This is a genomic window from Xenorhabdus sp. XBWT (assembly GCF_059072735.1).
Genome location: NZ_JCACRQ010000002.1, coordinates 52,241 through 76,431, shown reverse-complemented (window position 1 = coordinate 76,431; position 24,191 = coordinate 52,241). Strand labels below are relative to the sequence as shown.

Sequence of the window (24,191 nt, the reverse complement as noted above, 5' to 3'; positions counted from 1 at the left end):
ATGGCCATTGAAAAAGATGTTGCGAGCGATGGTAAGAAATCTGGGTTACTGATCTTATCCGGTGGGGTGCTTATTTTCGGGGGAGTGTTTATCTTATGGGGTTATCTTAACAAACCTGCCCCGACCCCTTCTAATATCAACTTAAGCAAAGTGGCAAACAACGCATCTGTTAAAAGTATTGAAACTAAACAATATCAACAACTACAGAGTCAAGCCAACAAGTTGGGTTCCCAGACGGCGGACGTTAATGGAACTAGTTTTGTTGCCTCATTGAAAATGAGCGATGTTAAATACGAAACATCTTCTATTGCCCCTCAATCTGTAGAACTCAATACACATCCAAGTGAACCTCAACAAGATTCAACGCCAACATCTGATGGTATTTCTGAGGATAAAAAAACAGCCCTTAAAGGTTATTTAAAAGTTCTAAATGAGCGTTGGAAACCAGGGGGAATGCAATTGGCCAGTGTATTTGGTCAAGAAAGCGAAGGAAATGGTTCAAATCAAACCAATACATTTAGCACTTGGACAAGCGGGTTGCCCGGTAATGAACCGTTGGAACCTGCTAAAACAGCAATGGAGAAAAACACACCACAAAATAAGATCATTGTACCGCCAAACACTCGTAGACCCGGTGTTATTGATACTGCTATTGATTCTGACAACCTTAATTCAATTGTTTTAGCCCATATCCCCGCAGGATTCTTAGAAGGTGCAAGGTTCAGCTCCAAAGGGGTTCAACTGGCCGGAAATGGTGTTGTGATTCATCTAACTCACATGACATTAAAGGGGGTTGAATATCAAGTAGATGCGTATGCATTACAAGACGATACACTTCAATCATCAGTTGCAAGTGAAGTTAATAATCGCTATTTCAGCCGTATTATTTTACCAGCGCTTGCTAGCGGGATTGGGGGTGTTGGCCGGCTCTACAAAGATCAAAACACACAAATTCTCTCCACACCAAATGGAACAATCACTGGTGGAACAGGCAAAGTTAATAGTTCTGCTGTTGTCGGAACCGTTATTGGAGGAATTGGTGAACAAGCAGGCCAAGTCATAGCTAGCGATGCTGCCAAACTCCCCATGAAACAAGTTAACGTTCATAAAGGTCAAGTGGTTGCAATCCAATTTATGAAAGGAGTGTATGAGAGTGATCGCGTGAATAAATAACGCCTCCATACTCACTGAACTTAGAATAGCCTCAGGAGAACATTAATGAGCTCTCGTTTCGATTTAGATACCCCCCCGACAACAGCTTTACCGGAAGATGTGAATGTTGAACCGCCTAAAACTTCCCAGCAAGCTAATAAAACTAAATTAATTACTCTACCAATAATAGGAATAAAATTTACTATCATGCAGTTAGTGATGATGGCAGTTATGTTCCTCGGTCTTATTATATACACCCTTTCCAAGGGCTCCCCACAACAAACAAGCAGTACGCCAAAATTTGCTTCGCAAGAATCTGTAGCAGAACAGCCGGTGTCTTCCTCTCCTGAGGAACAACCATTGTCTTCAATACCACAAGTACCTGTTAGCCAGGAGCATTCAACCAATTCCATATCAGAAAACACCCTGATAGGAAAAGAAACAGGAGAAATTAAAGAAAGTATCAACAACCTACAAACTTATAGTGAAAATAATCGAGAAGGAATCAAAGCACTTGATCAACGACTACGCGCACTTGAGCAACAATTTTCAGCTCAACAATCACATCTATCAGCTCCTGTATCGCCAATAAACTCAACAACACCCAAACCAGCTGCCAAGAAAATTTCCCAAACCGGCAGTAAAAAATCTAATTTCCAGGGAGCTACTATAGCCAGCCTTTATCCGGGGCTTGCATGGGTAAATTATAAAGGAAGCACTTGGGCACTACGTCAAGGAGATCGTATCGGAAACGCTACAGTTAAAATAATAGATATACATAAACGTGAGGTGGTAACTACAGTTGGCATCATTCGCTAAGGATATTTATGGATTTGGTTCAAATGATTGCTAATGCAATCAACAATATAAGCCAAGCCGGTATCGCATTAATGTTAATCCTCGGTTCTTTCACCGGGATAATCACTCTCATGGGACACTTTGGCAACATTGCAAGCAAGGCAAGGCGAGGCCAATTGCAAGATGGGCCGGGAAAAATAGTTGGTGTCATTTTAATAGGTGGATGCCTTATCACGCTACATAGCGTAATGAATGCGACTTCTAACCAGCTGGCATTGGGCAATATCACATTCGGTGCTATCGCTTACGTCTCAGAAGGGAAATATGGCCCAGCTGCAGTAGCTATAAATGCAGTCCTCACATTGCTTCAGTGGGTAGGCATTATTTATGCCTACCAAGGACTACTCCGTCTTCGCCGTTCACTGAAAGATGGGCATACAAGTCTGAGTGCTGGAGATGACGTATATAGTGGTATTACACGTGTAATTATCGGAACAATGCTCGCTGTAAATCCACGATTGATTGATACCATTCAAAACACAATTAAATTTCATTGGTAAATAAAAACGTAATTATGAACATTATAAAATTTATGAAAAACTTCCTACTGTTTGTTTCCGTTAAAACTATTCTTATCGCCGAAACAGCCCGACAATATTTGCTCAGTGCTCTTTTAAGCATTGTAGGATTAATATTGTCTCCTGTTGCAAAAGCCGATGATGATATTGCTGGCATGTTCAACAGTTTGGGAAATGGTGTTATTTCAACAAAATCAACAATCTTGGGAGTATCCCAAGTCGTAGGCATAGGCTGCCTTTTCCTTGGTGTTGGTTTGATGTTTGCCAAAAAAAATCCCCAAAACGCCAACATTAAGGCATGGCATATCATTCTTGCATTTGTATGTGGTGTAGCATTTATCGCTATTGAACAAATAGCTACACGCAGCCAAAAACAAATGGGGTTGTCTCCCGTCTCGATTAGTTAATATTGATAGTCGGCCTAATTAGGCCGACTATTTCTTTTATCTTGTATTAATTCCAATCTCGAAAGCAAAACTATCCAGCCATATTTCTTCGAAATATAGGGAATTTATATGTTAATTTTCTCTATTTCCCGTCATATAACGGGACACTCAATACCAGTTAATCAACAAAAAAAACTGAATGATATAGCTCAAAAAGGTGGGCATTATTGCGAATTCTGTGGTTATGAATCACAAAATAATAGTGTCATATTCCGTGATAATAATCCGTTAAATACGCAGCCCAATAACCTCGCTGTTGCAGATCCCCTTTGTCAATCTTGGCGGCAATTAGACACCATCACAGCGGAAGCTGGCGCTATAGTCTATCTCCCTGCATTAAATCCAGAAGATGTTAATCATCTACAACGTGCCATTGTTCAAGCATTGGACTCAAATGATGAATCCTATCAGAAAGACGCTAAAGCGCTACTCAACTGGCTAGCCTCCTATGAAAAGCCTGTCCAACAGATTTGGGGAACATCTCATCCTCAAGCGTTTGGAGAGGCTATCAAACATATAGCAGATGATCACCGACCGACATTATTGGAACGTTGGCGTCATTTAGCTCTTGTGCTACATCCGGCCCAACTTAAAGGCAAGCTAGCCACAACCAAGTTAGAAACTAGTACCACTTGGTGGGGACATCTATATCGTGATTACTGCTTTCGGAACTAAATATGATTATTGATAAAATCGAAGAAGCCTTTGCTTATTTTTCTCGCTATACGTTAGGACGAGACTTCTCACAGTATTGCGATCTACGAACTGTCATTGGATTAACACCAGATGATAAAGTTCGTCATCCATCATTAGATGCACCCTATATCCACGTCACCGAAAACAACGATTATGCCTCCTGCTTTGAAGTATTAGGTGCATTTCGTGAATTCAGTGAAGTTGAACCAACAACATCAAATGAAGCACCTGCCCCTGATAGTTTATTACGATTCATTTTGAAACTGCGTGACAATTTGACAGGTGACTTCAAATCAATGGGGCACAAATTAAGTATCGTGTTTGAAAGGGACCCTACGCGAGGTAAGGAAGAAATTAGCCGATTAGTTGCTCCACAACGTCAATCGTTCCAAAAATTAGGGCTTGCATTGGATGATCTTGTCGATGAACAGATTACTAAAATGACGCCTTATCTCGCACGAGAACGTGTATGGTTAACGGTATACACCGCAATTGCAACACTCCCAAGTGCGGAAAAAAAAGAAGAAATCCAACGTCAAGATAAACAATTTAAAGATCTTCCCGAAGCTCGCTATGGGCAAAACCCTGTTTATGCAGAATTCGAAGGATTGAAACTAAGGCACGATGCTTTTATTGACAAATTGATGACTGATCTTTCTGATGGCAATGAAGGTATTATGGTACGCCTGCTAGACGCACATAAAGCTGGCTATGTCATCCGAGATGAAATTGAACGAACTAGTACAGACAAAACTTGGCAACCATTACTGCCTGCTGATCGCGTTATCCCCCATGGAAAAATGCGCGGTGAAGATATTAGTGCTTGCCTTGCCCCTCACCTCAATTTCCAGTATTGCGACACAGAAATAAAATCCTCAGGAAATATTGTTAAAGTTGATGGGCTATATCATGGCCAACTAGCTATGACGTTGGCCCCCCAACGTCCAGAACCATTCAGCCAGTTATTTAAGAAAGTTCCTCGCCAAATCCCATGGCGTATACGTTTAGATCTTATGCCTGGAGGAGGGAAAATGCTAAGCAATAAGAATAACTTGCTAAGTTTTGTCGCGTTTATTCCTTCCTTACGCAATATTTATCAGTCTATATCTTGGTTGTTGGAACAAGACAAAAAAGATCCCGTTTGCATTATGAGCATTACTGCTAGCACATGGAATGAAGATAAAAGCAGAATGAAGCGTAATCTCACCTTATTACAAAAGGCGGTTCAATCGTGGGGAGTCTCTAGTGTCACTCGAACATTCGGGGACCCTATTAGGGCATGGATGAATACATTGCCATTAGCATCCAGTTTCAGCGCACCTACTCTGATGTTTCCACCATTATCCGAAGGCCTAAAGTTGATGCCACTACAACGGCCCGCAAGCCCTTGGGGGAACGAAGGTAACGTAATATTTCAAACGATTGACGGAAAACCCTATCCGGTGCAATTAGCCAGTAGCATCCAAGAAAAACATACTGAATTATTAGCCGGTGCCCCAGGTTCTGGCAAATCACTATTGGCCAACAGAATGCATGTAGACGGGATATCTGCAGGCAGTACAGAAATTCCATTTATGGCTATGGTTGATAAGGGTTTCACTGCTCAGGGATTCTATGATTTGATGAGGGATAGTTTACCCCCTGATCAATTGGATAAAGTCATTAGCATCATTTTGCGCAATGATGCTGAACATTGCCGTAATCCATTCGATATATCCCTAGGTCTGAAATACCCAATCAGCACAGAACGTGAATACCTGCTGAAAATGTTGAGCAGTTTATGTATTGATCCACAAATCAACATGCCCCCCGATGCTGCCGCTTGCAGGCAAATCATATCTATGGCCATAGATATTGCCTACAAAAAAAATAGCGATACTGAACCAGTACGCTATGGCCCTTCACTAATCCCAGAAGTGGATAATGCATTGAAAGAAAGCGGCTGCCTTTCTGAACATGACTCACAATGGTGGGAATTGGCTACATGGTATGAAGTTCGGGACATGCTGTTTGATAAAAATTATGTGTATGAGGCTTCACTTGCACAAGCCCAAGCAGTACCAGAACTCAATGATTTACAGGGTGCACTTAACACAGAACAAATGCGAACAACATTCGCACAGGTTAATCGCCCAGGTTCTGATGAGTCTATGTTGCATTATATTTCACGTTGTTTCACACAGGCGCTGTCTGATTACCCACTGATTTCTGGTCGTACCCGATTTACTGTCAGCCCTAACACACGAATTCGAGTTGTTGATGTTAACAACGTATCTGGTGATGATTCCCCAGAAGGAAAAATTCGCACAGGTATTATGTATCAATTTGCACGCCATCTTGCCGGTGCAAACGATTTTTACCTACCTCAATACCAAAACGAATTATATGCCAATCTAGATCCTCGCTATGTTTCTCTACACAGAAAACGCATCGAACAACTAGATCAAGAAAGTAAACTCATATTTATGGACGAACTACACAATATCAAAGGAATAGAAACATTGTGGGCCGCTCTGCAAACCGAAGATCGCGAGAAACGTAAATTTGGTGTCCGTACTGTTTTCGCATCTCAATATCTAGATGATTACCCTCAACAGCTTTTGGAGTCGGCTAACTCTTTATACCTCATGCGTGTACGTCCCAGCGATTTCAAGGTATTGGAAGAAACATTCAATGTCCCACGATCAACACTGAATAAGTTACTCAATACTACACGGGGTCCTGCACCAGATGGCAGTGGCACTACATTTCTGGCTGTTTTTCAAACCACAAACGGAAATATTGCTCAGCTTTTAAAAAATACAGTAGGACCACGTCTTTTATGGGCTCTCAACTCTACCCCAAAAAATCGGGCTCTTCGCAACATTCTATATGAAACTCTAGACGGAAAATTAGCTAGAGAACTGCTTGCCACAGCTTTTCCTAGCGGTTCAGCCGAGAAGCATATTGATATGTTAAAGAAAAAAGCCAATCAAGATGATGAAGATGGTGCAATCAGGATGTTAGCTAACGAGTTAATATCCAAAGCTGGATACATTCAGGGCAATTCAATTTAACACCCTAAGGTCAAAACCTTCCTTACTTATCCTGGAAATATAATGAAATACTATCCACCGATCACTCATAGGGTGTCCCTACTCTCTAGTTTGATACTTTATTTTGTCCTACCTAATCAATCCTTGGCATATCCTGTAGAAGTCACGGCCAGTGTCCCCATTGCAACACAAGTTACCCCAGCCCTTGGAACAATGAACGGCACTTTAGGTAAAATCGCCACAACTCAACACCAAATTGGCGCGGCCATTAACCAAAACGGTAGTAAGATTGCTATACAGATTGAGCAATCCGCACAAGCACAGCGTGACCAAGATATTTTTGCTCGTCAGACAGATAAATTAGAGCAAGCACGGCGAACCTATGCCGTTCCAGATAGCATCTGTACTGAGTCTGGTTCAGGTATGGCATCACAAATACAAGGCGGAGCACGAGCACGGCAAAGCTCGTTAGCCAGTGGTAGCGGAATTAGTCACAGCAAAATTCGCCATAGTGTAACCACACCCACACCGGCACAAGGACAAACGCAATTTCGTACAGCTGCCATTCATGCTGATTATTGCGATGCTGTAGACTTTGCTGCCTACGGTGGAACACCGCTATGTAAAATTGTTTCTGAATTACCTGGTGGTGATAAACGCTTAACATCATTATTGGATGGTGCAGGTAAAGATGGAAAATCTCCCGATCTTACTTTTGATCAAAAGCAGACCGATGCGGCCATAGCTTACGTATTGAACAGTACCTCTGCATCAGCCGGCAAGCAATTAAGCAAGGGGGAAGTCAAAACAACCTCAGGGCAACAATACGTGGGATTAATGACACAATATGAAGCTATCAACTCTGCAGCCCGCGAACCAATGCTGGCTATGGTGGCCGCAAGCCAATCCAATGAAGCTACACGCGATGTACTCAAAGAAACGCTTATGTCACCTTCCGCATCTGCATATTTCAATCAAACTGCATCAGGCGAAGCTAAACGTACCGGCTTAATGTCTGAAAGAGAATTTGAACAATTTGAAGTCGGTAGGCGTTATGCCAACACAAACTACCAAACGGACTTGCAGCAGATGGAGGGTGATAATTTAATGCGTGAATCTGTCCGAACCCAATCACTGCAGAATTGGTTGTTGCTGGGTATAAAACAGCAATTGCAGAAAAATAACATTCTACAAGGACAACAACTTTCGCTTAAAGCAACTGAATCCTACCGCCCTCAGTTACAGATGAAGATGCAACAAGTGAATTCAGGAGCTATACGCCCATGACTGATAAAACTGAAAAAAAATCCATTAATTGGGGCCACCGAACTATAAAAGGTATTTATTACTTTTCTAACGTATTCTTACCATTATCTGAGGTACGTTACACTGCGTCAAAAATAGGCCCATCTTTTCTTAATAATATCAAACGAGTAAAATATCTACGCCCTTCTTTTCAACTTGAAAGAAAACTTCGACAACCAATACTTAGCTTTAATGAAGCAATAATCGCCAGCGGTATGACAATTGAAACATTGAAGCAATGTTTTCTGCGTCGTAAAAAGTTATGTTTGTTTTTAGCTGCTATTCCGTCATTGTTAGCCATTAGCATCATTTTTGTGGTGCTGTTCAGTGGGCTATACACGCCATTATTATTGATAAAGACTCTCGTATTAGCTCTAGCCTTACTCTCTCTAGCTGCATTATCGTTTTTGCAAGCGTTGATATGTAGTTGGCGATTATGGCAACTAAGTCAGCATCGGGCATCACCTATTGAACGGGGGGGGGTTTCGGATTTTTTATCTGAAAATTCGTGGATTAAAACAACACTAAGCCTTAAATAATAAACGCTATAACGCCCAACAGTACACATATACATTCTGCCCCCATTCCCAGATATATCAGCTAACATCAGCACCTTATACGAGACTTCTATGAACACCATTCGAAAATTAATGGCTAGCGTATGTCTTTACTTGTTCACTCTCAACGCTTGGGCGAATTCATCGATAAATTTTGACACTATAGAACAAGCGGCCAAGCGTTCCAGTGATCTTTCACGTCAAACCTTAGTCATGATATTTGGTGACGTTGTAACAGATCCGTTTTCAACTAACTCCAGCATGATTGGAGAACTATTCTTTGTTTTTAACGGCATAGTAATGATCCTTGCCGTTGTTTGGTTCATCATCGTAGTATTAAAACATTTAGTAAAAGCGGGGCAACACGGAAAAATATTCAACAATGGAAAGTCTATGGCAGGCCCAGTAACTACTGCTGCTGGCTTCCTCACCTTGGTTCCCACTGTCTCGGGATGGTCAATCGGACAACTAATTTTTTTATGGGCAGCCTCAACAATGGGCATCGGGAGCGCAAACGTTGCTACAGATCGCATTGTTGATTTGCTTGAATCTGGATACTCATTAGTTGTGCAACCTACCGCCCCACAAACATTAAGCTCAGCCCGTGCTATTTATGAAATGAATTTATGCATGTACGGCATCAACAACGAACTAAGCACTATGTATCAGCAGTTTGGGCAAGGAGGCACCCCTCTTATGAGCATAAAAAATACCACAGATGGGTTTGAGATTGGAAATGGTAATGCTCTATGTGGTTCAGCCCGATTACCTGAATCTATAAAAGACAACACCATGAGTTGGCTATTTCCAGCCTCTGTTGATACTGATCGAATTATTGACGCTCAACGTAGCGCAATGAATGAGATGCAAAATAAATTATCACAATCTGCTTCCGAGTTTGTTACCGCTCTGCTTAATAAAAAAATGAATGGTAGTGGCACACTGCCTGATGCAGAGACGAGCATACAAAAAGCAGCACAAACTTATGAAAATCGCATTAATCAAACATTGAAAGCTCAAGGACCATCAGACGAACTAGCTTCTGTATTATCTGCTCAGTTAAAAAAGAATGGTTGGTTGGCTCTGGGTTCGTGGTATCAAACATTTGCTACCGCAAACAATAAAGTTAACGAGGTAGTGCAACTAAAACCGATCATTACCGGTATATCTGGATTAGGTGACTTAGGTGCCGGGGATACCTATAAAAGCATCATGACAGCCTACCAAACACAGTTACAGAATTCACCCTACACACCACCATTGGGCACGCAGAGTCCCAAAAACACACAACAAGCAACTGATGCCTCAGATCCTTCTGCCGTATTTGTTGAAATTTTTAATTCACCAGGGCAAAGACTATCAAACTATATAGTGCAAAATATTGGCAATGGCGATTTTAATCAAAATGGACAGATTAACCCTTTATTAAAAATGAAGAATATAGGTGATTACGTTCTTATTTCCACTGAAAGTATTTATACAATATTTGCCGCAGCAAAGATCGTAAGTGAAACAGCAGGAAATAACTTTCTTTTAAATATTGCATCACTTGGCTTAGTACAGGCTGCACCTGCAATAATGAATTCAATTACTCCATTAGTGCAATTTGTTTGTCTATTATTGTTTGGTATCGGATTCAGCCTATCAATTTACCTGCCATTCATACCTTTCATATATTGGATTGCAGCCTTTGCAAATTGGATCGTTAGTGTATTAGTAGGTGCTACTGGTGGTTCATTATGGAGTGCTACACATATTGGTGTTGGGGATGAAGGTGGCCACCGTTCATCATATGGCTATATATTTCTTATCGATGTTATGATTCGCCCAATGTTAATGGTATTTGGATTTGTTTTTGCCAGTACCGCAATCGTAGCTATTGGAACATTCTTGCATATAATGTTCGGTGCTACGATTGCTAATGTACAGGTGGATTCTATAACTGGGTTAGTTTCGTTGGTTGGTATATTAATGGTCTATGCAAGAATATGTACTACTACTGTTAGTCGAGTTTTTGCATTACAAGTGACTATGCCTGATTATATCATTTCATGGTTAGGCGGCCGAGAAGCAGCTAGCATTCTTGGGGGAATGGCTGAATCCACAAAAAGTATTTTTGCCGGTTTTAATCGTGGACTTGAACGCAGCCCGGATGTAAAATATACAAAAAATAATAATGCCCCAGAAGGGGATGGTATAAAATAAATAATATCATGCCTTATATAGGAGATATCCCATGACATTTATAAATAGCATAAGGAAGTCATACGTTCCTGTGGTATTCGTTTTACATCTAATAATAGCTCCACTCTGTATAGCGATTATTGGTAATTATTTATTCCATATGGATTTTTTTAACCCCATACCTTACTTTGCTGCTATGGTAATAGCTGCTTTTATATTGTCCAATCGTTTTGTTTTTTCAAGAACAGCATCAAAATTAAATAATATAAAAATGTCTTTTGAGGATGAAAAATTCTCTCCACACACAGAGTTAGAATATTTTGATTTAGCCAATGGAAAATACGTTGGCATTGATAAAGAAAATGGAAGAATACTAACTATATCGCTCTATGATAGAGATAAACCAGTATTAACAGGATATGATTTTTATGACTGGGCTGGTTACGATATACAAGGATACAATCTAACGCTAAAGTTCAATAATATTTTTCGGCCATACTTTAACATCAATAGCAATGCTAAAATAAAACCATTCTGCCATAGGTTGGATGTATTATTATCACCATCATTTAGCCCAAAAATAAAAACAGATAGTTCATTCTATGAGCTTGTGCAGAAAAAAACTAAATTCTTTTGATTTTTCTGTAGAAAGCACATTCTTCTAAAAGAACGTTTTATCAGCGTTCTTTTTTATTTTCTGATAATCCATTCTTGGTGTAATTCTACTTTTTCATAGCGTGTAGCTCAGTCTACACGCTATTTCTTCTTCGGAGCGACAATGTATTCAAAAACGACACAGCCGCCACAGCAAGGCCAAGAGCTGGGCCTTATGTTGCTATTAGTCTTTTTCCTATTCTGTTTTTTAATTTGGATATACCAACCCCCTATTATGTACGGATGTTGTTGGCTCCTCTATCAACTTTGGATGCTTTGTGATTTCCCCAGAATTCATGGTTATGTCGCAGAACGGCTTAATTTGTTAGCCTGGGCTTCCAATAGAATTAATGATCTTAGTTGGAGTGAATTTATTAGCATTATGAATAAAACAGCGGGTATTCTGATGCTTCCTTTAAGTGTCATCGTCACCGGTAGTTTGTTTGTAATCCGCAATCATCCAAGTAACCGCACCCGTAGGAACATTGATGTTTATTCACTGCCACATATCATGGCTCAATTTTCACCCTCGATTATTCCTGCTCTTTGCTACGGTGATAAGAAAACACAGCTGCTTAACGTTGATCCTCCTGAACACCGAAGCGCTCAAACTCCTGACGAATTTGCTTTGCAGTACCAACTTATTATTGGAGAGCGTTTAGAGCGAGAGAAGACCCGAGAAGTATTCATGAAACAATTGGGAAATCCATTAACTGGGTTTTCTTCTTTCAATAACTATGAGCGAGCCTTATTTGCAGTATTCGGCCTACAATTTTTTTTGAAGGATCGAAAAGCGGCTGAAAAATTACTGGATGACCTTAATCGCTCTTGTCTAATCAAAAGCCGGCGTGATAACGGAAAGAAAGGTTATCCAATATTAAACCTCGCCAATAGTGCTTTTAGTCGAGTTACACAGCACCCCGAAGCTAACCGTTGGTTGCGCTATTACAGTACTACACGCACAGCGATATTTGCACTTCATGATCAAGATATGCGTTTACCCGGTGCTCGATTTCGCTGGCTAAAAGGCTTAGATAGAACTCTTTGGTATGCTTTAACTTCCTCCGGGCGTCCTAAAGTATTTGTCGAAGGTGCCGGTGTTATTGCCGCTGCTAAATGGGAACGACTCATTTCCGATGTATCCCAGAGATTACAGGTAAGCATACCTCGACCTGAAAATTGTATGGATATAGCTATCGTTGGACTTGAAGAGGATCTTAGAAGTATTGGGGCAATCTTAGAAGAACATATCCCACAGGACAATACAAACACAATAGAACCCGAAGATGAAGACGAAGAGAAAGAAGATCGTGAAATAGTCATACTGCGCTCACACGAACCCATTGAAACTGATACGTCATCCAATTCAATACAACTCAATAGCCAACAAACAGAAAACTCTCCCTCTAAGCAAAGAACTTTTTCTCGCCCGAGAGCTAGACGCCCTTAATCACAGGAACACAATTATGTCGCATTCATATTCTGCATCACTGCAAGGCAATACCCTGTCTGTTATCTCTGATCAGCCATACAAAGATACATCTTTAGTAATTATGGAATTGGGCAAAAACTATCGTTTTTATATCAATGATAGGAATGTTTTTCATGACAATATAAAACAACGCCCAGCAATGATTTATACGGCACAAAGCAACGATGAAGCAAGGATGGTTCTTCATGCTATCAATAAGGAAATAATCCGCAGCAAAAAGCAGGGAGAGAATAGAAGAAAAATCGCTGGTTATAGCTTATTAGTTGGAGCCATAGTTTTAATCATTGCCACTGCGTGGAGAGTAGGAATAACCAAAGGCATTAATCTGGTCCAAAACATTCAACCAATACCTAGTACAGTAGGACAACCTTATTCTACCAGTCCATCTGACAGGCACCCTCCTGTCTCACAACCGGATAATACACTACCAGTTTCTCCAGCCACGTCAAATTTACCAGTAGAACAACCAAAACCGGCAATAAAGACAGAAGAATATGAATACACTGCACAACGATTACGCGCAGCAGCACAAAGCGGGAAATTTACCATCCCTCTATCTTCTGGCCATGCGAAAACATTGTATGTTTTTTCTGATCCGATGTGCCCAAATTGTAAAATCATAGAACCGACTTTAGAAGGATTATCCCGTAATTACAATGTTGAAATATTCCCTGTGTCAATAATAGGTGGCCAGCAAACAGCAAACCTAGTGACACCAATCCTATGCACGCCATCTCAAGAACGTAAATCTTTCTGGAAACAACTATATCAGGCTGATGTTGGTATGAATCCAAATAACCAACAAGCATCCTTAGACTCTTGTGATATAGGAGAACAAGCATTGGCGAAAAACGATGCGGTCTTTAATTTCTATAATCTTCCTGGTACTCCGTCATTTTTGGCCGATGATGGCCGTTATATTCCTCTTAATTCACTGAAAAGTGATGATGCTCTTACGGCTTTTCTCAATTCACCAATCCAATAACACTCACAGAGTTTCCTATGACCAAACCTATTGAGGTCGATTCGCGCCGGGTTCGCCGGCCAATCGGCTATACCTTTATAACTGACGCACTTTTATCTCCACTAGGTATACAACTTTTCATGGTTGCTGGGTTAATTTTTGGCTGGTTGTATCCCATCAGCCTATTACTCAGCATCCCAGGATTACTTCTCCTGATCGTTTTATTTAGCGATCAACCTTTCCGTATGCCATTACGTATGCCCAAAGACATTGGAGGCATGGATTTAACCACAGAACGTGAAATGCCTAAATTTCGCAATGGCGCCTGGGGACTATTCCGCTATGTAGTACGCATACGCAAATATATGCCTGCAGCCGGTATCTTGTGTCTGGGATATGCTCGAGGGAAAGCCCTAGCGCGAGAGCTTTGGTTAACGTTAGATGATTCATTACGACATATGTTACTTTTGGCTGGTACAGGTTCCGGGAAAACAGAAGCCTTGTTATCGGTCTTCTTGAATGCAATCTGTTGGGGAAGAGGGATCTGTTACTCTGATGGTAAAGCTCAGAACACACTAGCATTTTCCATATGGTCACTTGCCCGTCGTTTCGGGAGAGAAGACGATAATTATGTATTGAATTTTATGACTGGCGGTACTGATAAATTCGAAGCTCTTCTAAAGAATACCAAAACGCGGCCACAATCAAACACGATCAATCTATTTGGCACAGCAAATACGACTTTCATTATTCAGTTGATGGAATCACTGCTACCAACTGCAGGGAGTAGTGATGCTGGCTGGCAAGACAAAGCTAAATCCATGTTGACCGCTGTTGTTTATGCTGTCTACTACAAATGTAAGCGAGAAAATCGCAGAATCTCTCAATCAGTCATACAAGAGTATTTACCTTTAGCAAAACTAGCCAAGCTCTATCAAGAAGCGAAAAAAGACAATTGGCACAAAGACGCTTATGGCCCGTTGGAAAGTTATTTTAATACTCTGGCAGGGTTTCGTATTGAACTCATCAATCGCCCCTCAGAATGGGAACAAGGTGTATTAGATCAGCATGGTTATTTAATCCAGCAGTTCAACCGTATGCTAACCATGTTTAACGACATCTATGGTCATGTTTTTTCTCGCGATGCTGGCGATATAGATATAGAAGATGTACTACATAATGACCGTATCTTGACAACAATGATACCGGCGTTAGAACTATCAAAAAGTGAAGCAGCAAATATCGGCAAGCTATACATTTCTGCTATCCGAATGACCATGGCCAGAGACTTAGGTTGTGAGCTTGAGGGAATGATTAACGATGTACTCATTGTCAAAAAATATGCCGGCAAGTTCCCATATCCAATAGCCATGGATGAATTAGGAGCCTACTTTGGCCCTGGCATGGATAACTTAGCCAGCCAAATGCGTAGCCTCGGTTATATGTTGATAGTCTCCGCCCAAGACATTCAAAGATTCATAGCTGAACACAAAGGCGAATACATGACAGTCAACGCTAACCTTCTCACTAAGTGGTTTATGGCTCTACAGGACGAAAAAGATACTTTCGAGTTGGCCAAAATAACCGGTGGCAAAGCGTATTACTCCGAACTTGGTGCTGTGGAGCAATCTCCCGGTATCTTTACGCCGAGTTACGAAGATGCAAACAGCAGTTATATTAGAGAAAAAGACCGGTTAAGTCTTTCTGACTTAAAAGATTTAAGCCCTGGTGAAGGGATGATTTCATTTAAGAGTGCCTTAGTACCAAGTAACGCAATTTACATACCTGATGATGAAAAGATGACATCATCCTTGCCGATGCGTATCAATCGGTTTATTGACGTGCAATGTCCAACAGAAACAGAGCTTTTTGCCCAAAATCCAAATTTGCAGCGAAAACTTCCGCCATCAACACAAGAAGTGGATGAAATTCTACAACTTCTAAGTATGCCCACTTCCACTACAGCGATGATGGGTATTATGGACCCTGTTCTTAAGCGGGTTGCAGCTGTAGCTTTTGATTTAGATAACCGTGCTGACATTAGTTATACCCCAGCCCAAAGAGGGATATTGTTATTTGAAGCAGCAAGAGAGGCTTTACACCAAAATAAACGCAAATGGCGGGCCATACCAACACCACCCAAACCTATCCATGTATCGAAAAAAACAGCTCAAAAATTAGCGAATACGGGAGAAGATGTGTGACTGATACGTTAATGTGTCAGTTAGACTCAATAACAGTTACGCTATAATGCACTATAGGACAATTCTTGGATATGGTCATATCCTACACTGGGCAATGTAAGTTATATATCCAATGTAGATAAATAAGATGCTTAAAATATTCTTAGTGAATAAGCTACAACAGGCTTCCATCTATCAAATAAGATTTAAGCAGCTACACCTAAAAAACCAACTCCCTGATCAAAATTATTAAGGACTCGTAGGCATGAGTGACAATAACCTGAATTATCGACGAGGTTATATTGAATTAGTCAAACTATGCACGTTGATGCTTAACACGATAGCAACCGATGTTAAAAACGGTGATACTACAATCATGATTCAATCTTCTGAACAGAAATTAAGCACACAAGATGTAGACCAAATTATCGAAGAAAGCAGAATATTGCTTCATTCTATTTCACCATCAGAATCATTCGATTTAGCAGAACATGATGCTTTATTTAGCCGATTAATGAACTTATTTAGTACACTCTATGGCAACGATCATAATGCTTGGTTGAGTTACCAACCTGAGTTTGAGAAACGAAGAAAAATGCAAATGAATTGATAGTAAAAGCCGACTTTTTGGGGTCAGTTCATTTAAAGTCGGCTTTTTTTTATCAATTTTTTGCCATTACATAGGATTATAACCAGAATTATGTTTGGATCTTTCAGATAATATTGTTCTAGTTTCCTCAGGATTCTGCTTTAGGAAATCAGTTGATTGTGGCTGAGTCTCAGTATCATAACCTGCCATTATCCGCTGTTTTGGATCTGTCAGTGGAAGTGGTTTATCTCCACCGTCATTGAACCATTCAACCATTTCACAAGCCTGGCCAACAAAAGTCGGTTCACCAGAAAACATCAAATTCTCACCGCTTTTATTTTCAGCCAACGCCATTCCTCCGGCAATATGTTCTCCACCATTAGCATGATAATCATTGATCTCAATACGGCAGCCCTTATCCTGCAATTGAACTACGCCATCACGAGAATATTGTATCGTTCCGTCTTTAGTGACCGCAGTTGAATAACCATCAAGTTTAAACGCAGGAGTATCATCAGCCACAGCACAAACAATGGCATTAGATGAAATATTGCCAGTCCTAACATCTCGTTTCATCCTATGAGCCCAACCACGTAATTGAGCAATAGCAGCCTGATCTTGTTTCAGTGCTTGTTGCGATACCCATTCCTGATAAGACAACCGGCGATTTGCAGGATCAGCTTTAAATGCTGCCCGTTCATTGCGAATATCAATCCTCAATGCAGCCATAGCCTTCATCCGCTCAACTTCAATAATGTTATATGTCAACTTGCGTAATAGTGGATCATGGATAGCAATACGAGCGTGGCCTTTACGCCAAGCAAAGTGTTTAAATTCGTTTTGGTAACGTAAACGAATCGCTTCCCTATCCATTTTTGGCTTAATCCATTCTGCCTTATAATCTTTATAACGAGATTTCAAACCCTCTCTTGCCGCAGCTCTTTTCAGCCTTCTTTCCAAACGAGCATCCATATCACGAACATGCAAAGTAGGTTCATAACGATACTCGTGCACAATGGCATTTTTCACAATATGAGTATCATCTGTTGTATAAATTCCTACTTCATTCAGCGGCTGAAATTGGCCAATATCCTTTTCAAGACAACCTAATGTTAAATCAGGATGGACACTACTTGCTTTAACAGGTGGTAATTCTGGATTATCAATAGAGTATATTGCCAACCCTTTTCCTTTAGGTTTTAACTCCAATCCAGCACGAACTAAGATACGATGAATATCACTCCAAGACATATTGGGATCTGACATAGCTTCATCAATTTTGAAACCACATTCAGTGGTTGCATAAGTATGAAGACTTTCAACATCAGCGTAATATTCAAGAGCTTTGGCCCCAGCAGGAACTGGCTGATTATCGCGTTTTACACGTACAATTTCTTTGTCTTCATTAACGGCAAAGAATCCGTTCGTATACGTCCAATTATACTTAAGCTCAAGTTCCCTAGCTGCATATTGCAAACGAATTTTAGTAAACGAATCATTTGCGGTTTTATATGTTATAGGGTGAATACGGTTAGCTGAAACATGACAATGAATATTGTTAGTATCGGTATGAATGGCAGCAACATATTGATGATCCGCCATCCCAAGTGCATTCAAGCTATGACGAACACTTTCAAAAATTTGTTCTTTTGATGGATTATCTTCTGTTGGCCATGACAGAACATAGTGAAGAACTGGATCTTTGCAACGTATGTTTTGCAATGCAATAGCATTCATTTCTATTGCCGCTGTTGCAATGTTAAAACAGTTCGTCTCGCACATCACATTATCAAACAAAACCTGAGTATACCCAGTTGGATCTGCATGAATGGTCTGTTGAATATCCGACTCACCATTTCGGTTTATGTAATTAATTAGTTGGTTGAAAATTTCATCCTTAGAACGAGGACGACGCCAGCCTGGATGTTCTGGTTCAATTGGAGTATCTGGTTTATCTTCATCACGGATAACGACATAGGCAATGAGCTTGAGAAAGCTACTTTTGCCATCACGTCTTTTCTCCGGAATCCGAATAATCATAATATAAAATTACTCCAAGCCAACTTTCAAAATTGCTTTCTGAATAGAAACCAATACCTCAGAATATTCTTTACTTAACACCCCTTCTCCCTCTTTAAACAAGTGCTTTTGCAAACCACCTAGACGACGAAGTTCCATAATTAACTCAGCATCACATTTTGCTTCCATCCTACGACCCAAAGCACTGCGTAACATAAAAGCTCCGATACTTAGACCTGCTACTTCTGCCTTTTTCCTGACAGCTTCTTTCTCTTCTGGGAAACAACGAATACTAGGAAGCAAAGCAGTTCTGTTCCGATTCTCGCTTCTACTCATGGTGTATTTCCCTCTTAGTTCTGTCAGAAATAGTCTCGCTGGGGTGTCGGGGCTTTGCCCTGACCAAGAGTTTTTAGCAATGACTGCGTGCAGGCGGTGCTACAAAACACATCTGGTCCCGTTTTTGAATAACGTAATCTAGATTATACTTTATGGGTGTCTTGTTGTCATTACTTCAAATACTGGTTATATGGTTTATTGAGGTGATTTTGATAGGTATACTGTATATGACATAAAAAACATATATTCTTTAACAAAGGCGATTTATGGCTACTAAGAAATTTTTACCAATTGAAGACGTTAATTTAGCTAAAGAAAAGCTAAAACAAATGCCAGACTTAAACAAACAGAGGATGACTCATCGTCAAGCTCTGGATGAAATGAAAGAGGAATTACTAGAATTAGCGCTCAACAAAGGATACAAGATAAGTGAGATAAAATTAGTACTTGAAGAACTTGGAATAAGTGTTAATGTAAAAAACATTAATGATGTTATTTCAGAAAATAAAAAACAAAAAAAATCACGAAAATCAAATAAAAAAACCACGATTCCCGATGAAAAAATCAATACACAAGGTTCATCAGAAATGATTGCACCTCAAAACAATCCATACTAATGCGCCTAGACCAAATTAAAAATTAAATTTTATATAAATAAAAGCGGCAAAATTCGCCGCTTAATATTCATTACCCCAAAATATTTTTCATTTTTTCCGCTAAACTCCACATGGCATTGTTTAGCTTTATATCTCCAGTTATTCCATTAACTGACTTTGTTCTAGTTCTCTTACCTTGAACAGTTTTACCCCTAATTCCGCCTTTTATAATATTCTCTTGTACACGTTGATAAGTTGTCCAAAGGTCATTTTTATTATCTTCCCGTCTACGAGGTTCTAAAATGTCTTGTGGTAGCACTGGTATATGATCATCATACTTATACTCTAATATGCTTTCAGCAAAGGCGAGCTGTGCATCTTTGCTAATCTGAATGTCTTTCATCTCATCACGAGAATCATTTATTTTTCCAAACATATCTACGACCGAATAAGCACCTTCTATAACTTTCCCGACAACATCACCTTTATGAGGAACGCGGATATCTCCAAATGTTTCACCACAAACTAAGCCATTATTACAAACAAAACGAAACACACCGGGGATCATTTGATAACTACTACTCCCATCATGACTATTAACTAAAATAATCTCTGGGACATCATCTAACAAAATCTCTCCTTCACGTCGTAAACGCAACATATGACGAGCATGACCACGCTTTTCATCGTCACGAACTTTCGTCTGACATGCATAAAATGGCTGAAAACCTTCTTTTCTTAAATTATCAAGTAATGTCACAGTAGGGATATATGTATAGCGTTCAGAACGTGACTCATGCTTGTCATCAGAAAATATGCTAGGAACATACTTCATCAAATTATCATTACTTAAAGGGGTACTACTACGAACTACATTTGCAGATTTAAAGCCTTTATACATGCGAATCATATTATATTCCCTACCGATTTTTTTCCGGTGTCATTCCTTCCATTTATCAAGCTCATAATTGCTCGTGGAAGCGTTTTCTGTGACTACTTTGCAAGTCAGAGTAAGAGAAAAAATCAACGAGATACCGGAAGCCGCAGCGCAAGCAAACGACCATAGGGAGAGAGTGCGAACGGGTGAGGGTTCGATATTGATTTTTGAACGCTCAGACGTAGCTTTTGTCACAAAAAACGTAGACATGAGCAAAAAGATAATAAAAAGGGATGACACCAGAAAAGAATATTTTTCCTTAGCATTGCCGCAAATATGCGGCAATAGTGAAAGCGGCGTGAACGCAAGTTCACTGCAAGCGATGCTTTTTTCTTACAGTAATGGCTCAATGCCGTTACTGTAAGAACCGAGCAAAAAAAGCCAGCAAATTTACTGACTTTTTAATAAAAATTTAATCAATAGCTATTTATCTTGCGGTTTTAATTTTTTAGTCAATAAACCAACGTGCTTCTTCATAACCATCAATCTTATAGATCAGGCTAAGGCGTAATTGTTGAATAATTTTATAAGCAAGAGTTTGCTTATAGTTTTCAGCCTCACAGCATTGATATTCAATACAATCCAATGCTTTCAGCACGGCAGGAACTGAAAGTTGAGGCGCTGACGAATCAAAAACAAAAGAATCTATTACATTTTCTTGATACCGATGATTAAATGAATCAATATTTGCTTGATGCAATATCTTACCTGCTTCCATTTTAGCCTCATACCAATTCAAATTTAACGGGGTACAGTTAATGCAATAGTTCTCATATGCGAGCACAACAGCACTAAAATGTTTATCTGAAAGAGTGCATACGGACATAATAATATTCCCTTATTTTTGTGAAACAGACTCAAACCAATAACCTTTATTTTTGTTTTGTTCTTCCCACTGAATACGAGCAAAATCCTTATCTTTTGCTTCGATATGCTGAACACACTCAATAATCTCACCATAAAAATTTTTAGCTAAAAAACAAACTTCAAAAATATTCACTTTTACCCCTTTGCCACTCATGGGCATATCAGTACAAAAACCTTCTTTCTGGTGTATTTCCCCTTTTGGCTTCTTGCCGGGCGCGGGGCGTCTTGCGCCGTGACTCTTTAGCGGCACAGGGTTTAAGGGACGGCGTCAAGGGAGCTACCGCAGGCCGCAGCGCAAAGGAGCGACCAACGGGAGTGGATGCGAACGGGCGAGGATACGGACTTGATGCCGGCACGCCCTGTGCAAGCGTCTGTCACGGCGCAAGATGCACCGTGCTAAGCTGGGACTCAAGGGGAAACACCGGAAAATGCCATTTGGCAGTAAAAAGGCCGGTTTTGACCGGTATCCTTTAAGTCCGGCTTTGCCGGACGGTTGAAGCGGCGTGTCCACAACGTGGACGCTGCAAGCGTGCCCTCAGACTGTTAGTAGCCGGCTCAATTCCGGCTACTAACAATTTCGCTAGATGCGGAAAAAACAAACAATCATTTAATTAACATTAAAAATTGCAAATATTGCACCTTTTATCGAGCCAGTACGGTACAAAACATATAACACAGAACCAAACGAAGTTGATTATTTATCAGCCTCTTGGCGATGTTTTCATAAAAATAATATAACTCTTCGGAAATTTCTAAATGTTCCACATTAAGCAACAATTAGCGGGAAAACATCAGAATACTAGCAAAGAAAAAAGCTGGGCTGGTTCGGCATCCTTTGAGTCCGGCATCTCCAGACGGTGAAAAGCGGCGCGTCCACATTGTGGACGCTGCAAGCGGGCTGTTTTATTGGCGGTATCGGCTCTATGCCAGCTACACCGGCTAAAGTGATAGTTTCCTCATCCTGTATTCATACGGGATGAGGATTCTCTCTATTCTTTTTGTGCCTTTAAAATGACTACATCAATTGATGCATCAACAAACATATTTGAGTACACATCAGACCACTCATACGAAAATCCATTCTGTAACGATTTATTTTTCATCCCAGCAGGTAAGATTGCCACCAAGATCCCATTATCAGAAAGTAATCCTAATGCTGCCTCTACATGTGCTTTTGCTCGCCCCTCGCTGAATGGAGGATTCATTACGATACGGTCAAATTTGTCTGTGGTTGATTCAGCGCACTTAAGAAAATCACTTTGTAGCGCCGTAAACCCTTTGGTTTCGAGAATTTTGCAATGCAAAGCTGATATTTCAATACATGTGGTACGTTCTTTAGGCATAAATTTAGCCAAACCACCTTGCCCCGCGCTTGGTTCTAAACACCGATGATGGCCATTAATTTCTGCCATGTGTATAGCAACCTCCGCCAGTTCGCTTGGTGTCGGATAATACTGATGCGATTTTTTTTCGGGGATGCAACCAGAAGAGATTATTTCTCCCATTACCACCTCTGGATCATAATCAAATTCCCAAATATGGGCGATCACACGGCTATTGCGTTTGGGTTTAAATAACACCCCTCCTATAGATCGCAATACCTTATCAACTTGCTCCAGCATCGCCCGATCATCTAAATAAATTGTTAGATTAAATGGGTTCGTTGTTAGAGGTTCTCTAGCCTCGCCGTAATAATCGCGATAAGCTCTATGTCGTTCTGCTTTCATTTTATTTAAGATATTACGAACATGATAATTTAGTGGGGTATCTACCATAGTAAACTCTTTTAGCTTACGTTTTGGCTTCTGCCTAAATTCAGACGGAATTGCCTTAGGATGAAGGAAAGCCAAAATACTATTAAGTCTCCAAGCCATTTCGGGATGAACTTCAAGGTGAACTGTGCCTTTCAGATATGCCCTAATACGCAAAGTACCGCCATCAATGATCTGCCATTCCCCATGCCTTGCACGAGCAGTGCGTAAAGCACGGTCTGTCAGATCGTATGTGGGTTCTTCCAGCCCCATAAACTTAGCTATAATATGGCGTAAATCATGGATATACCCTTTTCTATCGTAATTTAAGTGCCCCGAGTCATCGAAAATTCTGGATAAAATCATCCGTTTCCCGAACCCTTCAGGCCTGTTCGTAACATGCTCCCCAGATAAGGCGCGAAAAATTCCGTCAACGCGCTCAGAAAAAAATTTTTTCCGAGAATTTAAAAGATCATTCATCGTAAATCTAACCGTTTCCTCCTCAAATTCTGGTGTCTTCATTTCTCTGATCGATTCACTCCATTCACTACGGCGTTTATTTGGCATATATTCATAAACATCTGTCATATCAATAGTTTTTTGCCAGAATGCCGCATTTAGGCTTGCTATAGCTCCATCACGCGCAAATACTTTAGATACGTCACAAGCTCTATTTTCATAGCCGTTTCCTTTTAGAAAATGGCGAACTGACACTTCATGACTACTGAGTGAATTAGATATCTTTTCGATGTTTTCCCTTAATAATCGGTACTCACCAATAAGGCTATCAATAAAGTCTGATGACGCTGGCGCAAAAAATTGCTCGTCAAAAATTGACGCATTCTGATTGATAGTAATTTCACTCATATTTTTACTCCAACTTCTTGGTTTCTTTCCGGTGTATTTCCCCTTTTGGCTTCTTGCCGGGCGCGGGGCGTCTTGCGCCGTGACTCTTTAGCGGCACAGGGTTTAAGGGACGGAGTCAAGGGAGCTACCGCAGGCCGCAGAGCAAAGGAGCGACCAACGGGAGTGGATGCGAACGGGCGAGGATA

23 protein-coding genes are annotated in these 24,191 nt (G+C 40.4%); 17 read left to right on the top strand and 6 right to left on the bottom strand.

Features of this window, described 5'->3' with window-relative positions; all coding sequences use genetic code 11:
- The 14 genes from traO (at position 1) to AC5JQI_RS19475 (ending at position 16,654) form a co-directional block, all read left to right on the top strand.
- A complete protein-coding gene (traO, locus tag AC5JQI_RS19540) occupies positions 1-1,173 on the top strand; it encodes a conjugal transfer protein TraO (RefSeq protein ID WP_493914765.1) in 1,173 nt (390 codons plus the stop codon).
- Positions 1,174-1,218: 45 nt separating this feature from the next.
- On the top strand, positions 1,219-1,971 hold the full coding sequence (locus AC5JQI_RS19535; protein ID WP_493914764.1) for a hypothetical protein: 753 nt from the start codon (positions 1,219-1,221) through the stop codon (positions 1,969-1,971).
- 8 nt (positions 1,972-1,979) lie between these two features.
- Complete coding sequence (gene traQ, locus AC5JQI_RS19530) at positions 1,980-2,510, top strand: conjugal transfer protein TraQ (protein WP_493914763.1); 531 nt, start codon at positions 1,980-1,982, stop codon at positions 2,508-2,510.
- 14 nt (positions 2,511-2,524) lie between these two features.
- The gene (locus tag AC5JQI_RS19525; RefSeq protein WP_493914762.1) at positions 2,525-2,935 is read left to right on the top strand and encodes a DUF6750 family protein; all 411 of its coding nucleotides are present in this window, start codon (positions 2,525-2,527) and stop codon (positions 2,933-2,935) included.
- Positions 2,936-3,043: 108 nt separating this feature from the next.
- Entirely contained in the window at positions 3,044-3,649 is a 606-nt protein-coding gene (locus tag AC5JQI_RS19520) for a hypothetical protein (protein WP_493914761.1), read from the top strand.
- Between the two features lie 2 nt (positions 3,650-3,651).
- The gene (locus tag AC5JQI_RS19515) at positions 3,652-6,726 is read left to right on the top strand and encodes a putative type IV secretion/conjugal transfer ATPase (protein WP_493914760.1); all 3,075 of its coding nucleotides are present in this window, start codon (positions 3,652-3,654) and stop codon (positions 6,724-6,726) included.
- Between the two features lie 42 nt (positions 6,727-6,768).
- A complete protein-coding gene (traW, locus tag AC5JQI_RS19510) occupies positions 6,769-7,992 on the top strand; it encodes a conjugal transfer protein TraW (protein WP_493914759.1) in 1,224 nt (407 codons plus the stop codon).
- Positions 7,989-8,549 carry a conjugal transfer protein TraX gene (gene traX, locus AC5JQI_RS19505; protein WP_493914758.1) on the top strand — a complete coding sequence of 187 codons (561 nt, stop codon included), beginning with the start codon at positions 7,989-7,991 and terminating at the stop codon, positions 8,547-8,549. Before traW ends, traX begins: the two co-directional genes overlap by 4 nt.
- Positions 8,550-8,639: 90 nt before the next feature.
- Positions 8,640-10,772: a DotA/TraY family protein gene (locus tag AC5JQI_RS19500; RefSeq protein ID WP_493914757.1), complete on the top strand. Its 2,133-nt coding sequence runs from the start codon at positions 8,640-8,642 to the stop codon at positions 10,770-10,772.
- 31 nt (positions 10,773-10,803) lie between these two features.
- On the top strand, positions 10,804-11,388 hold the full coding sequence (locus tag AC5JQI_RS19495; RefSeq protein ID WP_493914756.1) for a hypothetical protein: 585 nt from the start codon (positions 10,804-10,806) through the stop codon (positions 11,386-11,388).
- A gap of 141 nt (positions 11,389-11,529) precedes the next feature.
- A complete protein-coding gene (locus AC5JQI_RS19490) occupies positions 11,530-12,855 on the top strand; it encodes a secretion/conjugation apparatus DotM-related subunit (RefSeq protein WP_493914755.1) in 1,326 nt (441 codons plus the stop codon).
- A 16-nt stretch (positions 12,856-12,871) separates the two neighbouring features.
- Positions 12,872-13,882 carry a DsbC family protein gene (locus AC5JQI_RS19485; protein WP_493914754.1) on the top strand — a complete coding sequence of 337 codons (1,011 nt, stop codon included), beginning with the start codon at positions 12,872-12,874 and terminating at the stop codon, positions 13,880-13,882.
- A gap of 17 nt (positions 13,883-13,899) precedes the next feature.
- Entirely contained in the window at positions 13,900-16,065 is a 2,166-nt protein-coding gene (trbC, locus tag AC5JQI_RS19480; protein ID WP_493914753.1) for an F-type conjugative transfer protein TrbC, read from the top strand.
- 244 nt (positions 16,066-16,309) lie between these two features.
- A complete protein-coding gene (locus tag AC5JQI_RS19475; protein ID WP_493914752.1) occupies positions 16,310-16,654 on the top strand; it encodes a hypothetical protein in 345 nt (114 codons plus the stop codon).
- Positions 16,655-16,720: 66 nt separating this feature from the next.
- On the opposite strand, the gene traI is transcribed toward AC5JQI_RS19475, so the two are convergent.
- Positions 16,721-18,673: a TraI/MobA(P) family conjugative relaxase gene (gene traI, locus AC5JQI_RS19470; RefSeq protein WP_493914751.1), complete on the bottom strand. Its 1,953-nt coding sequence runs from the start codon at positions 18,671-18,673 to the stop codon at positions 16,721-16,723.
- A 9-nt stretch (positions 18,674-18,682) separates the two neighbouring features.
- Positions 18,683-18,988, bottom strand: coding sequence for a plasmid mobilization protein MobA (mobA, locus tag AC5JQI_RS19465; protein WP_493914750.1), 306 nt, complete (start codon positions 18,986-18,988; stop codon positions 18,683-18,685).
- Positions 18,989-19,254: 266 nt separating this feature from the next.
- Here mobA and AC5JQI_RS19460 point away from each other — a divergent pair, with 266 nt between their 5' ends.
- Complete coding sequence (locus AC5JQI_RS19460) at positions 19,255-19,605, top strand: molybdopterin-guanine dinucleotide biosynthesis protein MobC (protein ID WP_493914749.1); 351 nt, start codon at positions 19,255-19,257, stop codon at positions 19,603-19,605.
- A gap of 70 nt (positions 19,606-19,675) precedes the next feature.
- Here the strand turns inward: AC5JQI_RS19460 and AC5JQI_RS19455 are convergent, their stop codons facing one another.
- Positions 19,676-20,494 (bottom strand): DUF932 domain-containing protein, encoded by an 819-nt coding sequence (locus tag AC5JQI_RS19455; RefSeq protein WP_493914748.1) that lies wholly within the window; start codon positions 20,492-20,494, stop codon positions 19,676-19,678.
- A 79-nt stretch (positions 20,495-20,573) separates the two neighbouring features.
- On the opposite strand from AC5JQI_RS19455, the gene AC5JQI_RS19450 reads away from it, so the two are divergent.
- Positions 20,574-20,885, top strand: a complete 312-nt coding sequence (locus AC5JQI_RS19450; protein ID WP_493914747.1) for a hypothetical protein — start codon at positions 20,574-20,576, stop codon at positions 20,883-20,885.
- Between the two features lie 84 nt (positions 20,886-20,969).
- On the opposite strand, the gene AC5JQI_RS19445 is transcribed toward AC5JQI_RS19450, so the two are convergent.
- Positions 20,970-21,239, bottom strand: coding sequence for a hypothetical protein (locus AC5JQI_RS19445; RefSeq protein WP_493914746.1), 270 nt, complete (start codon positions 21,237-21,239; stop codon positions 20,970-20,972).
- 120 nt (positions 21,240-21,359) lie between these two features.
- Positions 21,360-21,521, bottom strand: coding sequence for a hypothetical protein (locus tag AC5JQI_RS19440; protein ID WP_493914745.1), 162 nt, complete (start codon positions 21,519-21,521; stop codon positions 21,360-21,362).
- Positions 21,522-22,245: 724 nt separating this feature from the next.
- On the opposite strand from AC5JQI_RS19440, the gene AC5JQI_RS19435 reads away from it, so the two are divergent.
- A complete protein-coding gene (locus AC5JQI_RS19435) occupies positions 22,246-22,368 on the top strand; it encodes a hypothetical protein (protein ID WP_493914744.1) in 123 nt (40 codons plus the stop codon).
- 9 nt (positions 22,369-22,377) lie between these two features.
- Here the strand turns inward: AC5JQI_RS19435 and AC5JQI_RS19430 are convergent, their stop codons facing one another.
- Entirely contained in the window at positions 22,378-24,006 is a 1,629-nt protein-coding gene (locus tag AC5JQI_RS19430; protein ID WP_493914743.1) for a DUF4942 domain-containing protein, read from the bottom strand.
- Positions 24,007-24,191 lie beyond the last annotated feature (185 nt).

Coding starts and splice junctions, on each gene's coding strand:
- AC5JQI_RS19520 (WP_493914761.1), top strand. CDS start 3,044: ATGTTAATTTTCTCTATTTCCCGTCATATAACGGGACACTCAATACCA.
- AC5JQI_RS19500 (WP_493914757.1), top strand. CDS start 8,640: ATGAACACCATTCGAAAATTAATGGCTAGCGTATGTCTTTACTTGTTC.
- mobA (WP_493914750.1), bottom strand. CDS start 18,988: ATGAGTAGAAGCGAGAATCGGAACAGAACTGCTTTGCTTCCTAGTATT.
- AC5JQI_RS19455 (WP_493914748.1), bottom strand. CDS start 20,494: ATGATTCGCATGTATAAAGGCTTTAAATCTGCAAATGTAGTTCGTAGT.
- AC5JQI_RS19525 (WP_493914762.1), top strand. CDS start 2,525: ATGAACATTATAAAATTTATGAAAAACTTCCTACTGTTTGTTTCCGTT.
- AC5JQI_RS19535 (WP_493914764.1), top strand. CDS start 1,219: ATGAGCTCTCGTTTCGATTTAGATACCCCCCCGACAACAGCTTTACCG.
- AC5JQI_RS19445 (WP_493914746.1), bottom strand. CDS start 21,239: ATGGAAGCAGGTAAGATATTGCATCAAGCAAATATTGATTCATTTAAT.
- AC5JQI_RS19485 (WP_493914754.1), top strand. CDS start 12,872: ATGTCGCATTCATATTCTGCATCACTGCAAGGCAATACCCTGTCTGTT.
- AC5JQI_RS19515 (WP_493914760.1), top strand. CDS start 3,652: ATGATTATTGATAAAATCGAAGAAGCCTTTGCTTATTTTTCTCGCTAT.
- traQ (WP_493914763.1), top strand. CDS start 1,980: ATGGATTTGGTTCAAATGATTGCTAATGCAATCAACAATATAAGCCAA.
- trbC (WP_493914753.1), top strand. CDS start 13,900: ATGACCAAACCTATTGAGGTCGATTCGCGCCGGGTTCGCCGGCCAATC.
- AC5JQI_RS19460 (WP_493914749.1), top strand. CDS start 19,255: ATGGCTACTAAGAAATTTTTACCAATTGAAGACGTTAATTTAGCTAAA.
- AC5JQI_RS19430 (WP_493914743.1), bottom strand. CDS start 24,006: ATGAGTGAAATTACTATCAATCAGAATGCGTCAATTTTTGACGAGCAA.
- traW (WP_493914759.1), top strand. CDS start 6,769: ATGAAATACTATCCACCGATCACTCATAGGGTGTCCCTACTCTCTAGT.
- AC5JQI_RS19490 (WP_493914755.1), top strand. CDS start 11,530: ATGTATTCAAAAACGACACAGCCGCCACAGCAAGGCCAAGAGCTGGGC.
- AC5JQI_RS19495 (WP_493914756.1), top strand. CDS start 10,804: ATGACATTTATAAATAGCATAAGGAAGTCATACGTTCCTGTGGTATTC.
- traO (WP_493914765.1), top strand. CDS start 1: ATGGCCATTGAAAAAGATGTTGCGAGCGATGGTAAGAAATCTGGGTTA.
- AC5JQI_RS19475 (WP_493914752.1), top strand. CDS start 16,310: ATGAGTGACAATAACCTGAATTATCGACGAGGTTATATTGAATTAGTC.
- traI (WP_493914751.1), bottom strand. CDS start 18,673: ATGATTATTCGGATTCCGGAGAAAAGACGTGATGGCAAAAGTAGCTTT.
- traX (WP_493914758.1), top strand. CDS start 7,989: ATGACTGATAAAACTGAAAAAAAATCCATTAATTGGGGCCACCGAACT.